Source organism: Agathobacter rectalis ATCC 33656 (genome assembly GCF_000020605.1).
Taxonomy (GTDB): Bacteria; Bacillota; Clostridia; order Lachnospirales; family Lachnospiraceae; genus Roseburia; species Roseburia rectalis.
On sequence record NC_012781.1, the window covers coordinates 2,424,482 to 2,439,422 of the forward strand.

Annotated in this window: 13 protein-coding genes; 1 reads left to right on the forward strand and 12 read right to left on the reverse strand. The window is 43.9% G+C overall.

From position 1 onward, the window contains the following. Window position 1: 1 nt before the first annotated feature. From EUBREC_RS11500 to EUBREC_RS11535, 10 genes are all read right to left on the reverse strand, one after another. Window positions 2-466, reverse strand: a complete 465-nt coding sequence (locus tag EUBREC_RS11500; protein ID WP_012743371.1) for a hypothetical protein — start codon at window positions 464-466, stop codon at window positions 2-4. Between the two features lie 18 nt (window positions 467-484). Further along, window positions 485-631: a hypothetical protein gene (locus EUBREC_RS17750; RefSeq protein WP_012743372.1), complete on the reverse strand. Its 147-nt coding sequence runs from the start codon at window positions 629-631 to the stop codon at window positions 485-487. Window positions 632-814: 183 nt separating this feature from the next. Next, window positions 815-1,189, reverse strand: a complete 375-nt coding sequence (locus EUBREC_RS11505; protein WP_306718518.1) for a hypothetical protein — start codon at window positions 1,187-1,189, stop codon at window positions 815-817. 10 nt (window positions 1,190-1,199) lie between these two features. Beyond that, entirely contained in the window at window positions 1,200-2,585 is a 1,386-nt protein-coding gene (locus EUBREC_RS11510) for a hypothetical protein (RefSeq protein ID WP_012743374.1), read from the reverse strand. Window positions 2,586-2,587: 2 nt separating this feature from the next. Beyond that, on the reverse strand, window positions 2,588-3,676 hold the full coding sequence (locus tag EUBREC_RS11515; protein ID WP_012743375.1) for an ATPase, T2SS/T4P/T4SS family: 1,089 nt from the start codon (window positions 3,674-3,676) through the stop codon (window positions 2,588-2,590). A 10-nt stretch (window positions 3,677-3,686) separates the two neighbouring features. Then, window positions 3,687-3,860: a hypothetical protein gene (locus EUBREC_RS17755; protein ID WP_012743376.1), complete on the reverse strand. Its 174-nt coding sequence runs from the start codon at window positions 3,858-3,860 to the stop codon at window positions 3,687-3,689. 375 nt (window positions 3,861-4,235) lie between these two features. Further along, on the reverse strand, window positions 4,236-5,519 hold the full coding sequence (locus EUBREC_RS11520) for an aspartate aminotransferase type Ic (protein WP_012743377.1): 1,284 nt from the start codon (window positions 5,517-5,519) through the stop codon (window positions 4,236-4,238). A gap of 83 nt (window positions 5,520-5,602) precedes the next feature. Then, window positions 5,603-6,931 carry a replication-associated recombination protein A gene (locus EUBREC_RS11525; protein WP_012743378.1) on the reverse strand — a complete coding sequence of 443 codons (1,329 nt, stop codon included), beginning with the start codon at window positions 6,929-6,931 and terminating at the stop codon, window positions 5,603-5,605. Window positions 6,932-7,146: 215 nt separating this feature from the next. Beyond that, complete coding sequence (gene xylB, locus EUBREC_RS11530) at window positions 7,147-8,613, reverse strand: xylulokinase (RefSeq protein ID WP_012743379.1); 1,467 nt, start codon at window positions 8,611-8,613, stop codon at window positions 7,147-7,149. Window positions 8,614-8,671: 58 nt separating this feature from the next. Further along, a complete protein-coding gene (locus EUBREC_RS11535) occupies window positions 8,672-10,156 on the reverse strand; it encodes an L-fucose/L-arabinose isomerase family protein (RefSeq protein WP_012743380.1) in 1,485 nt (494 codons plus the stop codon). Window positions 10,157-10,354: 198 nt separating this feature from the next. On the opposite strand from EUBREC_RS11535, the gene EUBREC_RS11540 reads away from it, so the two are divergent. Continuing rightward, window positions 10,355-11,413 (forward strand): LacI family DNA-binding transcriptional regulator, encoded by a 1,059-nt coding sequence (locus EUBREC_RS11540; RefSeq protein ID WP_012743381.1) that lies wholly within the window; start codon window positions 10,355-10,357, stop codon window positions 11,411-11,413. A gap of 15 nt (window positions 11,414-11,428) precedes the next feature. Here the strand turns inward: EUBREC_RS11540 and clpB are convergent, their stop codons facing one another. Both clpB and EUBREC_RS11550 read right to left on the reverse strand, forming a co-directional pair. After that, window positions 11,429-14,029: an ATP-dependent chaperone ClpB gene (clpB, locus tag EUBREC_RS11545; RefSeq protein ID WP_015568238.1), complete on the reverse strand. Its 2,601-nt coding sequence runs from the start codon at window positions 14,027-14,029 to the stop codon at window positions 11,429-11,431. A 231-nt stretch (window positions 14,030-14,260) separates the two neighbouring features. After that, window positions 14,261-14,923: a GTP pyrophosphokinase gene (locus EUBREC_RS11550; RefSeq protein WP_012743383.1), complete on the reverse strand. Its 663-nt coding sequence runs from the start codon at window positions 14,921-14,923 to the stop codon at window positions 14,261-14,263. Between the last annotated feature and the right edge of the window lie 18 nt (window positions 14,924-14,941).

Consider the following 14,941-nt stretch of genomic DNA (forward strand, 5'->3'; position numbering starts at 1 on the left):
TTTATATATCCGCTACCTTTCTATTAATTGGAATACTTATCCTCACATGATCCCTTGTGCCGTTTTTGCAGGTTATCCTGACATGCATATCATACACACCATAATCCGGAAAGCTAAGTGATGAGCCATCGGCTGATATGCTGCCTGTACAGTCATTTCTGCCCGAATCATACAGGGCATAAACTTCAAGCTTATCCAGATTATCCTCATGCGCTGTAACATCAAGCAGGTCATATACACTGTAGCTTACGGCATTCTGACGCATCTTCTCCTTTAGCTCAATACCCGGAACCGGTATATTTTTCATGCTGTCATAGCTGTCGTTTGCGCTATCGCTGCTCAATATATCCTGTGGTGCAAATGCCACACTCATTTTGTTTTTCAGAGCCCCAAATCCCGACAGCAGCGCAATTCCCACAACCACCGCCACTATCATGGCTCCATATGTCTGCATTATCTCCTTCATCTATAGTCTCCCGGTTATTTAAATTGCACTGTTACCCCATATATTTATAAGCTGCGCAAGCATGCCTCCCTGAGCCAGCACAATATTTCCCATCAACACGAGAAATGCACTTGTGGCGGCCGCTGCAATCAGCACGCCTCCATACTGTCTGAATACTTCTTTCATTTTCTCTTACCTTTACATACTTTTTAATCAATTCAGTTACTATCACAGCAGAGTAGACACATACACGAGCACACCGATTACTCCACTGCCTAAAAGAAGCATAATAACGCTTCCTCCCAATTCTTCTATTAAAAGCTCCATCTGTTTTCCTCCTCTTATACAGCCATATCCACAAGAAAAGTACTACAACGCATATCCGCTCAGCACATGCTCCTGCTCAATTCCGAAAAATGCTACCGCGTAAGTGAACTTAAGCTCCACTCTTGCCTTTTCTATCTCATCTGATGAAGTGATTTGTGATGCGTCTGTAACTGTCCTTATGGAATTGTCTGTCATATACAGTTTAAGCTCCAGTGTATCTCCGGCTTTTGATGCATTTTCAAAGCAGGTCTGCGCAACCGAGCTGTCATAATCACTGTCCTCAAGCTCATTGATGATCTGCGCATGTATGTTCTGTGCCTCAACGACAGTCATAAATCCCGACAGCACACCTGATGATGTAACCACCATAAACATAATCAAAAACACACCTAAAAAGGTCTTCATTATCTGACTCACAACACACCCCCTACACTACCTTGTATGATAAAAAGCTTATAAGGAAAATAGCCATATCAACTATCATCTTAAATGATGCTGTGATAACAGGAGCCAAAAACAAAAGATACATGCCGGCGGTCTTATCCTTAAGCCTCGCGGTGTCTGCTACATCAAGCATCTCCAGATTCTTCGTAATAAGCTCATCAATCTGACTTCCGCAATTGCCACTATTTCCAATCGAAACAGCATATAGCATGCCCATGGCTGCGTTTATCTCCGGCAGGTTCAAACAGTCAAGAAATCTGTGATACGGGTCAGAGCTCTCCGGCTCCACGTCCAGTCTCTCCACAAGCGTATTTACCTCTTCCTTAAGTATCACCGGTATATGCTCTCTCGACTTTTGTATGGCTACCTGCACATTTTCACTCTGAATCAATAGGGCGAGGTCCATCAGCCATTTGGGAAATGCACTCTTTACATCCGCTATCAGATTTTTCTTCATAAGCCTGTGACCTATACGGTGCTGATTCAGACATATAAGAGCTGCTCCCATAGCTGCCACAGCCGGCCATTGTCTGTCAGTATACAGTAAAAATGCACTGGCTAACGCCGGTATAACAGCCATAAGAATTGACGCACGAAGCTCCTTTGCCGGATTGTATGCCTTGTATTCCTCAAGCTTTTTGGCATGCTTATCATCCTCCGGCAGCAGATCAATTCCAAGATAATCCACTTCAAGAAATTTCTGCCCCCAGAGTATGATTAAATCATCAAGCACTATAAGAGCTACAGACAGTATCTGCACAATGATATTGCTGCTGATATCCATGCTCAAAACCGGCAGATAAAGTATGATTCCACTAATGATAACAGAGGTCACAACTGACAGGATAATCTGATGAAACATCCTCTGTCTGTCCTCTATATTGCGCAGTATCCTGCGCTCCCATGCACTCTTATCCTTAAGCAGTATCCTGGCTGATTCTTTAATATCACCGCCATAGTACTCAGCGTGTGCCATAAACTCGTGTGCATTTACTATTCGGTTGCACTTGTACTCATCTTCGATAATCCTCATAGCATCCACAAACACCTCTGTCTCATCAAACGTGAGCATCATATGATCAATAGCCCTGCTCACAGTCTCCTTCATATGACCATCTGCCAGTGTGCTCTTTACATCCTCAAATGCACGGATTATCTTCTGCTCCTTCAAAAACGAATACAGCAGGGTGTCAATATACAGCGATACATCCAGAAAGCGCTTTCGCGCTTCCTGAAATCTTTGGCCTTTGATTCGGTGAAAATGCTGCATAACAAGAAGAAAAACAAGTACCACAGCTGTACACACCCAGTTTAACTTGAGCAGAAGATGCAGCACATATGTCAGAAAAAAAATCAATATATACGTCATTCCTAAGCCTCCCTCTCCTCACTCATCATGGCCTCATTCATCCTTATCTCATTGACAAAGGACTCGCCAAACGGCTCATTCACACCCTCTCTTTTAAATCTGCGAAGTATGACCTTTGGTATATCGTGAGTCACTATCTGTCCGTCTGATACAAGCATAAACACATGATTGGTATAGTTTTCCCTGTAGAAAAAGCACACCTGATCTATGTATCTGTACACTACTCCGTCTTCATTTCTTCTCTTGCGGATCAAAATTCCCACATCAAGTGCCTGATATATGTCATTCTCCATACGCTCTGCATCCACACGGCTCTCTAGCATATTGAGTATTCTGTCCGGTATATTGCGCACATCATCTGTGTGGAGTGTCGTCATGCCACGCACACCGGTGCTCCAGCTCTGCAGCAGATATTTTACCTCCTTTGAGCGTGCCTCTGAGAGCATAATCCACTTTGGATTCATTCTAAGACATGACTTGATAGCCTCAGAGTAGCCAAACACATCCTCACTCACCTTCATCTCTATACAGTCCTTGCCCGGATTTGTCTCGGCATAACGTATCTCAAGAGTATCCTCAATTGTAATCACGCGCTCATTCGCCGGTATAAACTGTGAAAAAAACTTCACGCACTCCGTCTTTCCGATGCCCGGCATCCCGCAAAAGGTGATATTCATCTTGGTCTTTACGCAGTTTATCAGTACAGCTAAAAGCTCCTCCGAGCAGAATTTCTCAGCAATTGCAGATTCTGCTGTCAGTCTGATAAGCGGCGGTGTCTTTCGTATGCTGATGCTCCTGCCCGACTTCGCAACCGATTCATGCAGTATCGTCACACGAAGCTCGCTCGTCTCGGCCTCAAGCTCCGGATTTCTCTTATTGAACTGTCTGCTTACGACATTGGCGATGCGCTGTGTAAACTGCTCCACAAAAGCAGGTGTCATATACTGTGTGACAAACTGCTGATTGGCCCTGAAACGCTCATTAAATATATTTGTAAGCCATATTTCTTTGCCGTTATAATCTATATCCGTTATCTCGTTGCTGGCTACAAAGCTCCAAAGCGGTCCAAAATATTCTTTTCCAAGCTCCATGTACCACCTCTTATTTGACACTCATATTGGCATGATTTGAAAAGTTTATAATCAGATCACTAAATGTCTTTCCTACTATGCCTGTTGCATCAGAGCCTATAACCGCTGTTACAACGAGAATGATTGATAAAATAGCTACAACTGTTATGAGTATTCCGCCATATTCCTGAAAAATTTCCTTCATAATATTTAAATCCTTTCTTCATCTAAGTCTAAAATAATAGTGTTAAATAAAATCAAAAATCAAATATATGAAACTAAAAAACAAGGAAAAAAATAGTGGCCGAAATGCCACAAAAAGAAACCTGCATAGAACATATGCAAGACACAATTTAAAAAGATATTTATATCTTACACAAAAATCGGGATTTGTAAATACCAAATCCCGAAAAAATGTGCACAAATATTCATTTAGTTTTTATACATATATCACATACTTATTTTAGATAAATATGCCAATCATAAATCTCCCCGTTAGGACATAACAGAGAATTGCACATCTATCCGTTAAGACATAACAGTGAATTGTACGTCTGTCCGTTAAGACATAACAGTGATTTTATGCCTCGAGCAGCTTATTTACGCTGACAAGACGTGTGACAATAACAAACACCTCTGCAGCCTTTTTCAGCTCATCAAGTGATGGATATGTCGGAGCAATTCTTATCACGCTGTCATCCGGATCCTTCTTGTAAGGGAAAGGAGAGCCTGCACCTGTCATTGTGACACCAGCTTCCTTGCACTTTGCAACGATTTCCTTTGCACAGCCTGAAAGAGCCTCAAATCCGAAGAAGTATCCACCAAGCGGCTTAACCCATGTTCCGATGCCTCTTGAAGCAATTTCATCTGTGAGGATATTCTCAACCAGCTCGAATTTAGGTCTGATAAGAGCTGCATGCTTTGCCATATGAGCCTTGATACCATCTACATCCTTAAAGAATCTCGCATGACGAAGCTGATTAATCTTGTCGTGTCCGATTGTCTGTATAGTAAGGCGCTTCTTGATATCCTCACGGTTTTTCTCAGATGTGCATATACCTGCCACGCCTGCACCAGGGAATGTCACCTTACTTGTTGAGCAGAACTCAAATACCATATCAGGGTTTCCCTCTTTCTCGCAGAGCTCAAGGATATTTGGAATCTCTGCCTGCTTATCATCATAGAGATGATGAACTGTGTATGCATTGTCCCAGAAGATTCTAAAATCATCTGCTGCAGGCTTAAGCTTTGCAAAGCGCTCAACTGTCTCATCAGAGTATACAACACCCTGTGGGTTAGAGTATTTTGGAACACACCAGATTCCCTTTACAGAGGCATCGTTATTGACATATTTCTCAACCATATCCATGTCAGGACCATCCTCAGTCATAGGGATGTTTATCATCTCAACTCCAAACTCCTCTGTGATTGCAAAGTGCCTGTCATAGCCCGGTACAGGACAGAGGAACTTCACCTTGTCAAGCTTGCACCATGGTGTATTGCCGCAAAGACCAAAGATAAATGCACGTGCAACCTGATCATACATGATATTGAGACTTGAGTTTCCATATACTATAGCCTGCTCAGGCTTTGCTCCTACCATGCCTGCGATAAGGGCCTTTGCCTCAGGAATTCCGTCCAGACATGCATAGTTTCTCACATCAAGTCCTGATTCACTTTTCATATCACTGTCTGATTTCAAGACATCGAGCATAGGGAGTGAGAGGTCAAGCTGGTCTGCTCCCGGCTTTCCACGCGACATGTCAAGGCTTAAGCCAAGATTCTTAATCTTCTCGTACTCAGCCTCAAGTGCTGTCTTTTCCTGCATTAACTCGTCCTTTGTCATTTCTGTATACTTTTTCATTTAAAGATCCTCCTGGTCTGATTTTTTAAATATTTATGTTATTATCAACTATTTGCAATTATTCAAGCTTCATCTATGCACTTTCATGTATCACAGTCTCTGTGAAGCTCATCCATGTGTGCTTTTATCTTTGCCTCATAGCCTATATCCGTAAGTTTGTAAAACACTCTGTCTGTAAGGCCATCCGGCAGATACTGCTGCTTCACATAGTGATTTGGATAGTCGTGTGCGTATTTGTACCCGACTCCGTGCCCGAGCTTTTCTGCCGCACCGTAATGGGCATCCTGCAGATGTGCCGGAACAGCCGGTGTCTTAGTCTGCTTCACGCAGCTCATTGCTGCCGATATCGCATTATATGATGCATTGCTCTTTGGCGCGCATGCCATGTATGTGACAGCCTGTGACAGAATAATCTGTGCCTCCGGCATTCCAACGCGCTCGACCTCTGCCGCCGCCGATGCCGCTACAACCATAGCCATCGGGTCTGCATTGCCTATATCCTCCGATGCAAGTATCATGATTCGTCTTGCGATAAATTTCACATCTTCTCCGGCATAAAGCATCCTCGCCAGATAATAGACCGCCGCATCCGGGTCTGAGCCGCGCATGCTCTTTATAAAAGCAGAGATGGTATCGTAATGGTTATCCCCCTTCTTATCATAGGAGATAACTCTTTTTTGTATACATTCGCTCGCCACATCGATAGTGATATGAATGATGCCATCGTCTGACCTGTCCGTGGTCAGTACACCAAGCTCTATCGCTGTGAGCGCCGCTCTCGCATCTCCGTTTGACACATCTGCAAGGAAATCAAGTGCATCATCATCTATCTGTGCATTGTATGCACCCATGCCCTTTTCTGTGTCAGTCAGTGCTCTCTTAAGAAGTACCTTTATATCATCCGTTGACAGCTTTTTAAGCTCAAAAATAACTGAGCGTGAAAGCAAAGCACCGTTTACCTCAAAGTAAGGATTCTCAGTGGTAGCTCCTATCAGAATAATGGTGCCATCCTCCACAAACGGAAGCAGATAATCCTGCTGCCCCTTGTTGAAGCGATGTATCTCGTCGATAAAAAGTATCGTCTTCTTCTGATACATTCCCTGATTATTCTTCGCCTGCTCCACGACCTCTTCCATGTCCTTCTTGCCTGCAGAGGTTGCATTAATCTGCATAAACTCAGCACTGGTAGTGTGGGCTATGACCTTTGCCAAAGTAGTCTTTCCGGTGCCCGGCGGCCCGTAAAAGATGATGGAGCTGAGCTTATCGGCTTTAATCGCACGATACAAAAGCTTGTCCTTCCCAACTATGTGCTGCTGCCCGACCACCTCATCAAGTGTTGTCGGACGCATCCTAGAAGCTAAGGGACCGCTTGTCTCCTTATTCTGTTCTCTCATGTAATCAAATAAATCCATATCATCCCCGCCTGAAATGCATATTTGATATATCTGTTATATCATTTTGCAATTTCTTTTAGCAAAAAATTCATTTTGCATTGATATAATCGGCAATTACGTGTTTTATAAGTGCTAATTATGCATAAAAAAGTGGTGCAAAATTCATTTCCTTATAATAAGATACATGAATTTGCACCACTTTACAACACCAAATTTAATTTTCTACGAAATGACTAATATTTGCCCTTTAATGCAGGATAAAACTGCTTAAATTTTGCATAGCCCTTCTCATATTTTTCGACAAGCTGTGGACTTGGCATGGTTGTATCCTTCTTTCTCACAATAGCCGCTGCCGCAGCCTCCACATTTTCAAAGCAGCCGTTTGCAACTGCAGCCAGTATTGCACCGCCGTATGCCGGTCCTTCCTCGACCTCTACCGTGTCAACCTGCATATTCATGACGTTTGCAACTATCTTTCTCCAAAGCACACTTTTTGCACCGCCACCACAGATTGTTGTGCTTTTTGGTGCCACACCAAGGCTCTTTGCCACCTCAAGTGAATCTCGAAGACCATATGCCACACCCTCAAACACAGCCTGCAGCATGTCGGCTCTGTCAGTATCCATGCTCATCCCAATAAACGCTGCCCTTGCAGACGGATCATTGTGCGGAGAGCGCTCTCCCATCAGATAAGGCAGAAAATACACATGATTCTCACCAAGTCTGCCATCCTCCTCAAGAGGCTTCTGCTCATTCACAAAGTCATCGGAATGAAGGATATCCTTCATCCACCAGTTGTTGCAGCTTGCAGCCGAGAGCATGCAGCCCATCAGATGATAGCCGCCGTCAGCATGATCAAACGAATGAAGCGCATTGTGCGAATCCACTCTGAACTCATCACTTGTAATAAAAAGTGTGCCGCTTGTTCCAAGAGAGAGGTTACACTTTCCGGCTCCGACTGTACCTGTGCCTATAGCTGCAGCCGCATTATCTCCTGCCCCGGCTGCAACTATGCAGTCTTTAGGAAAGCCAAGCTCACATGCCACATCAGCTTTCAGAGTGCCTGTCTTTTCACTGCTCTCATAAAGCCCAGGAAGCCACTCCTCTCTTACATCGCATATGTCAAGCATCTCCTTTGACCAGCACTTATTTTTGACATCCAGAAGAAGCATTCCCGATGCATCAGAATAATCGGTACTAAATACACCTGTCATGCGGTATGCAATATAATCCTTTGGCAGCATAAGCTTTTTTATTCTGGCAAAGTTTTCCGGTTCATTTGCTTTTAGCCATAAAATCTTTGGCGCTGTAAATCCGGCAAACGCTATATTTCCGGTGAGCTCAGACAGCTTTTCTTTTCCTATTACATTATTTAAATAGTCTGTCTCCTTCTGTGTTCTTCCGTCATTCCAAAGTATAGCAGGTCTTATTACATTGTCGTTTTCATCCAATACGACAAGTCCATGCATCTGACCTCCGAAGCTGATTCCCGCAACAGCGCTCCTGTCAAAATCTTTAGTCAGCTCTATAAGCCCAGCCACGGTCTGCTCCCACCAGTCACATGGATTCTGCTCTGACCAGCCCGGCTTTGGAAAGCTGATTGGATACTCCTTTGAGACTATATTTAATACCTTTCCGCTCTCATCCATGAGCAGAAGCTTTACTGCACTTGTGCCTAAATCCACACCTATATATAGCATATCTATTCTCCATTCACGTAATATGTTTACATCAGATAACGTAACTATTCAGACCCCACTAACAGAAAGGATTTTCTGTCTTGTATGGCAGTGATGCCGGCTGGTTGTAGTTAATATCCTCAACTGGCACGCCAATATATTTAAATACCTCAAAAAGGGCTTTTCCGTAATGACCGAAAGCTACAGCTCCGTGATGAGGATAATTCTTCTCAATAAGCACATGACGGTAGAAACGTCCCATCTCCTTTATCGCAAACACTCCGATACTGCCGAATGAACGTGTTGCAACAGGAAGCACCTCACCCTGAGCCACATAAGCGCGAATCTTACAGTCTGCTGTAGACTGGAGACGGTAAAATGTAATATCTCCCGGCACTATATCTCCCTCGAGAGTTCCGTTTGTCACCTCTATAGGAAGGCTTCTTGCCATAATCATCTGATACTTCATCTGTGGGTTGCAAACCTTGCTTGAACAGGTGTTTCCACAATGGAAGCCCATAAATGTATCTGTATGCTTGTAGTCAAATCTGCCCTCGATTGACTCCTTGTACATATCCTTCGGCACTGAGTTGTTGATGTCGAGAAGTGTTACTGCATCCTCGCTGACGCAGGTTCCGATAAACTCACTGAGCACTCCATAGATGTCAACCTCGCATGAAACCGGGATACCTCTTCCTGTAAGACGGCTGTTTACATAGCATGGTACAAATCCAAACTGTGTCTGGAAGGCAGGCCAGCATTTTCCTGCGATTGCCACATACTTTCTGTAGCCCTTATGCTCATCAACCCAGTCTAAAAGTGTGAGTTCATACTGTGCAAGCTTCTCAAGAATCTCAGGCTTTTTGTTGCCCTCGCCAAGCTCCTTTTCCATATCCTTTACCACATCCGGTATTCTCTCATCACCAGCATGCTTGTTAAATGCCTCAAACAAATCAAGCTCTGAATTTTCCTCAATCTCAACACCCACGTTGTAGAGCTGCTTGATTGGTGCATTGCATGCAAGGAAATTGAGTGGTCTTGGTCCGAATGAAATAATCTTAAGATTATTAAGTCCGTATATAGCCCTTGCTATTGGCAGGAATTCATGTATCATATCTGCGCAGTCATCTGCATCGCCCACAGGATACTCCGGAATATACGCTCCTATATTTCTGAGTGCCAGATTGTAGCTTGCGTTTAACATACCACAGTATGCATCTCCACGTCCCTGAATTAAGTTCTCCTGTGTCTCCTCTGCTGCTGCAACAAACATCTTTGGTCCGTCAAAGTGCTTTGCAAGAAGAGTCTCTGAAATCTCCGGTCCAAAGTTTCCAAGGTAAACGCAAAGTGCATTGCAGCCTGCTGCCTTTATGTCCTCAAGTGCCTGTACCATATGTATTTCGCTCTCCACGATACATACAGGACACTCGTATATGTCTGCTGCATCATATTTTGCAGCGTATGCATCGACAAGTGCTTTTCTTCTGTTTACTGACAGACTTTCCGGAAAACAGTCACGGCTTACCGCAACTATACCGATTTTCATTTTTGGAATATTGTTCATAGTGTAAATCTCCTTCTCTCATATGCCCCATCGGACAGATTAATTGTTCTTATGTGCTAAGTATATATCCGGTTTAACTTAATTGATACCTATAATTTAGTAAATTTAGTGTATTTTTCAACTTAATTTACTAAATTATAATGTTAATACTATATTGTCATGTTATAATGAGACAAATAAAACATAAGGAGCCATGCCATGTCTATCACAGCAAAAGAACTTGCCAAACAACTTAATCTTTCTGAAGCAGCTATATCGATGGCACTTAATAATAAGCCCGGTGTCAGCACACTCACCAGAAAACGTGTGCTCGAAGCTGCGGCCTCTGCCGGATATGATTTTTCAAGAATATCAAATACCAATGAATCTCCGGCCTCCAATGGCACATTATATTTTGTAATATACAGAAAGAATGGCGCTGTAGTTCCTAATTCTCCTGTTTACACACATACAGAGCACGGCGTTTTGGTACAGGATGTTCCATTCTTTTCACAGCTGTCAGAGGGTATTGATTTGGGCTGCAGGCACTGCCACTACTACCTGAATATCAGCTACATATACGAAAATGACGACATTGAGGCTTTGCTATCTGAGTGGAAAAGGCTTGGAGCAAAGGGTATCCTGCTGCTTGGAACCGAGATGGAAGAGCATGACATAAAGCCCTTTACAAGGTGCGGTCTGCCTGTTGTGCTAATAGACAACTATTTCGAAGCCTTAAACCTCGATTGCGTGACTATAAATAACCTTCAGGGTGCCTATCTTGCCACAGACTACCTGATCAAGCAAACACATGCACAACCCGGATATCTGCATTCCGCATACAGTATAACCGGCTTTGAGGAAAGAGCCGACGGCTTCTATAAAGCAATACGCAAAAACGGTATGTCAACCTCGCGCTCAGTCGTACATCACCTCTCCCCTTCAGTTGACGGTGCTTACTGTGATATGAAGGCAGTTATAAAAAGCGGTGATGAGCTTGTCCGATGCTACTTTGCTGACAATGACCTGATTGCTGCCGGAGCTATGCGTGCACTTTCAGAGGCAGGCTACCGTATTCCTGAAGACATATCAGTAATAGGCTTTGATGATATGCCAATGTGTACCTACATTACACCGCCTCTTTCGACTGTGCATGTGCCGAAGCAGTACATGGGTGAAATTGCAGTAAAAAGGCTTGCAGAGATAATAAATTCTACCTCTGCAAGCCATGTAAAAATTGAAATAAGTACAGAAATTGTAAAGAGAAAGAGCTGTTAATTTCTATACATTTGCTTATGCATTTTTCTGAACTGCCGATGCACTAAGCTTGCCATCCTTCACATCTATAAGAATGGTATCTCCTGCTCTCACACCATCTGCCAGAATCAGCTTTGCAGCGAGTGTCTCGACATGCTTCTGCAGATATCTCTTGAGCGGTCTTGCTCCGTATACCGGATCGTAGCCATTGTCGGTGATAAACTGCTTTGCAGTGTCTGTCAGCTCGACTGTGATTTCCTTGTCGACAAGACGCTTGTTTAAGTCTGCCATGAGCAAGGTGATGATATGACCAATGTTATCCTTTGTGAGAGGCTTGAACATGATGATCTCATCAAGTCTGTTTAAAAACTCCGGTCTGAAATGACCCTTAAGCTCATCCATGACGCGGTTCTCACACTCTGTGCTGATGCTGCCGTCTGCCTCTATACCCTCAAGAAGCTCCTGTGAGCCGAGGTTGCTTGTCATAATGATGATAGTGTTTTTGAAATCCACGGTACGTCCCTGTGAGTCAGTAATTCGTCCGTCATCAAGCACCTGAAGCAGCACATTGAATACATCCGGATGGGCTTTTTCCACCTCATCAAAGAGTACTACTGAGTATGGCTTACGCCTTACAGCCTCTGTGAGCTGTCCACCCTCATCATAGCCTACATATCCAGGAGGCGCTCCGATGAGTCGTGACACTGAGTACTTCTCCATGTACTCACTCATATCGAGTCTGACCATGTTGTTCTCATCATCAAAAAGACTTGCCGCAAGTGCCTTTGCAAGCTCTGTCTTACCTACACCTGTAGGTCCGAGGAACATAAACGAACCTATCGGCTTTGTAGGATCCTTGATGCCTGCCTTTGATCGGATGATAGCCTCTGTCACCTTTGTGACTCCGTCATCCTGTCCTATTACCCTCTTGTGCAGCTCCTCATCGAGGTGAAGTGTCTTATTACGCTCACTCTCCGTAAGCTTTGCAACAGGTATTCCTGTCCAGCGCGAGATAATGAGTGCAATCTCCTCATCGCCCACGTTCTCACGTACAAGCGATAAATCCCTGTCCTTAAGCAGTGCTTCCTCTGATTCCAGCTCCTTCTGCAAATTTGGAAGAACGCCGTACTGCAGCTCTGCCGCCTTTTCCAGGTCATAGTTCTGCTGCGCTGTCTTGATTTCATTCTTTGTGGACTCAATCTTTTCACGAAGCTTGCTGACCTTGTCAACAGCGCCCTTCTCGTTCTGCCACTGAGCCTTTTTCGCATTGAAGTCATCACGCAGCTCTGCAAGCTCCTTTTGTAGTGCTGCGAGCCTGTCCTGACTTAAGTGGTCTGTCTCTTTCTTTAGAGCTGTCTCCTCTATCTCAAGCTGCATAATCTTACGATTCTGCTCATCAAGCTCTGCCGGCATTGAATCAAGCTCCGTCTTTATCATGGCGCATGCCTCATCCACAAGGTCTATTGCCTTATCAGGCAAAAATCTGTCTGTGATGTATCTGTTTGAAAGCACTGCCGCTGTGACAAGTGCCGAATCTGTGATTTTAACGCCATGGAATACCTCGTATCTGTCCTTAAGACCACGAAGTATTGAGATAGTGTCCTCTACTGTCGGCTCGTCTACCATAACAGGCTGGAAACGTCTCTCAAGAGCTGCATCCTTCTCAATGTACTCACGGTACTCATCAAGTGTGGTGGCGCCCACGCAGTGCAGCTCACCTCTTGCAAGCATTGGCTTAAGAAGCTGTCCTGCATCCATAGCTCCGTCTGTCTTTCCGGCTCCTACTATTGTGTGAAGCTCATCGATAAAGAGAATTATCTGTCCGTCAGAGGCTTTTACCTCCTCAAGCACTGCCTTAAGTCTCTCCTCAAACTCGCCCCTGTACTTAGCTCCTGCAATCAGAGAGCCCATATCGAGTGCAAACAGTTTTTTGTCCTTTAAGCCCTCAGGCACATCGCCCTTTACGATACGCTGCGCCAGTCCCTCAACGACTGCCGTTTTACCAACACCCGGCTCACCGATAAGTACCGGGTTATTTTTAGTCTTACGTGAGAGAATACGCACTACATTTCGTATCTCATCATCACGGCCGATAACAGGATCAAGCTTCTGCTGTCTTGCACGCTCCACCATGTCGTAGCCATATTTCTCAAGTGTATCATATGTGGCCTCAGGGTTATCGGATGTGACCTTCTGATTGCCCCTGACCGTAGAAAGTGCTGTGAGGAATCTGTCTCTTGTGAGACCATACTCCTTTATCAGCTCCTTCATTGCCTTGTTTGGATACTTCAGCAGACACAGGAAAAGATGCTCTACCGAAACATACTCATCTCCCATTGCCTTTGCCTCGTCCTCAGCATGGATAAGAACCTTGTTTAAATCATTGCCCACATAGACCTGTGCACTGCTGCCGCTTACTTTTGTACGCGCTGCCAGATGGCGCTTTGCATTCTCTGTGAAATGCTCTACGTTTATCTCCATCTTGTCAATCAGCTTCGGTATCAGTCCGTCCTCCTGTGAAAGTAATGCCACAAGCAGGTGCTCCTGTTCTATCTCCTGATTGCCATAATCATATGCAAGCTTCTCGCAGTCATTGACTGCCTCTATTGATTTCTGTGTAAATTTTTGAATGTTCATAGTCTCACTCCCTTCTACTATGTTATCCATAAATATGATTCTTATGTGTTATACAGGTAATATCAAAATTTTATCTCTAAATAATCCTTTAAATAATTCTTCAATATTTCCTTGTGACTATGTTATAGCACGCAGATTAGCACTCGTCAAGTGAGAGTGCTAACAATTTTTATTAAATAAATATAAACTTTTGATTTACAAGCAAAAAAGAGTGATTTACATCACTCTCTTTTACTCAATCGGCTGCACAATCCCCGAAACATTTGCCAGATTCTGCATCTTGTCATCAGCGTCTGCCATGATATCTGCGCATTTCTTGAGCTCCTGCTGCATCTCCTCCGTGAATATACGGCTCTTCTTGTAGCGGAGCTGATGCTCTGTGCTGGCCCAGAAATTCATGGCAATGGTACGAAACTGTATCTCTATCGGCACCTTGTCCTTGTGATCCGAAAAATACACATCAACCAGCACTATCATATGAAGACTCCTGTAGCCATTCTCCTTCGGTTTTTTTATGTAGTCCTTTATTGTGACAATCTCGACATCCGCCTGATTCACAAGCATATTGGCCACCTGATATACATCGGATATGAATGGACAAATGACCCTGACGCCGGCTATATCCTTAATCTCACGCTTCATGGCGTTGGTGGTGAGCGGAATGCCCTTTCGCTTCATTTTGTCTATTATGCTGTCAAGCGACTTTACACGGCTCTTTATATTCTCAATTGGATTTCTTTCATGATTGTTTTTAAATTCATTATTTAATATCTGCAGCTTTGCGACTATCTGCTGTATACCCGATTCGTAGTAGAACATGATGTGTTCATACTGCGAGGCAATTGAACTAAATTCGCCCAACATCGGCAGCATCTCTATTTGTGTATCATCCATGTTTATACTCCTTGGTTT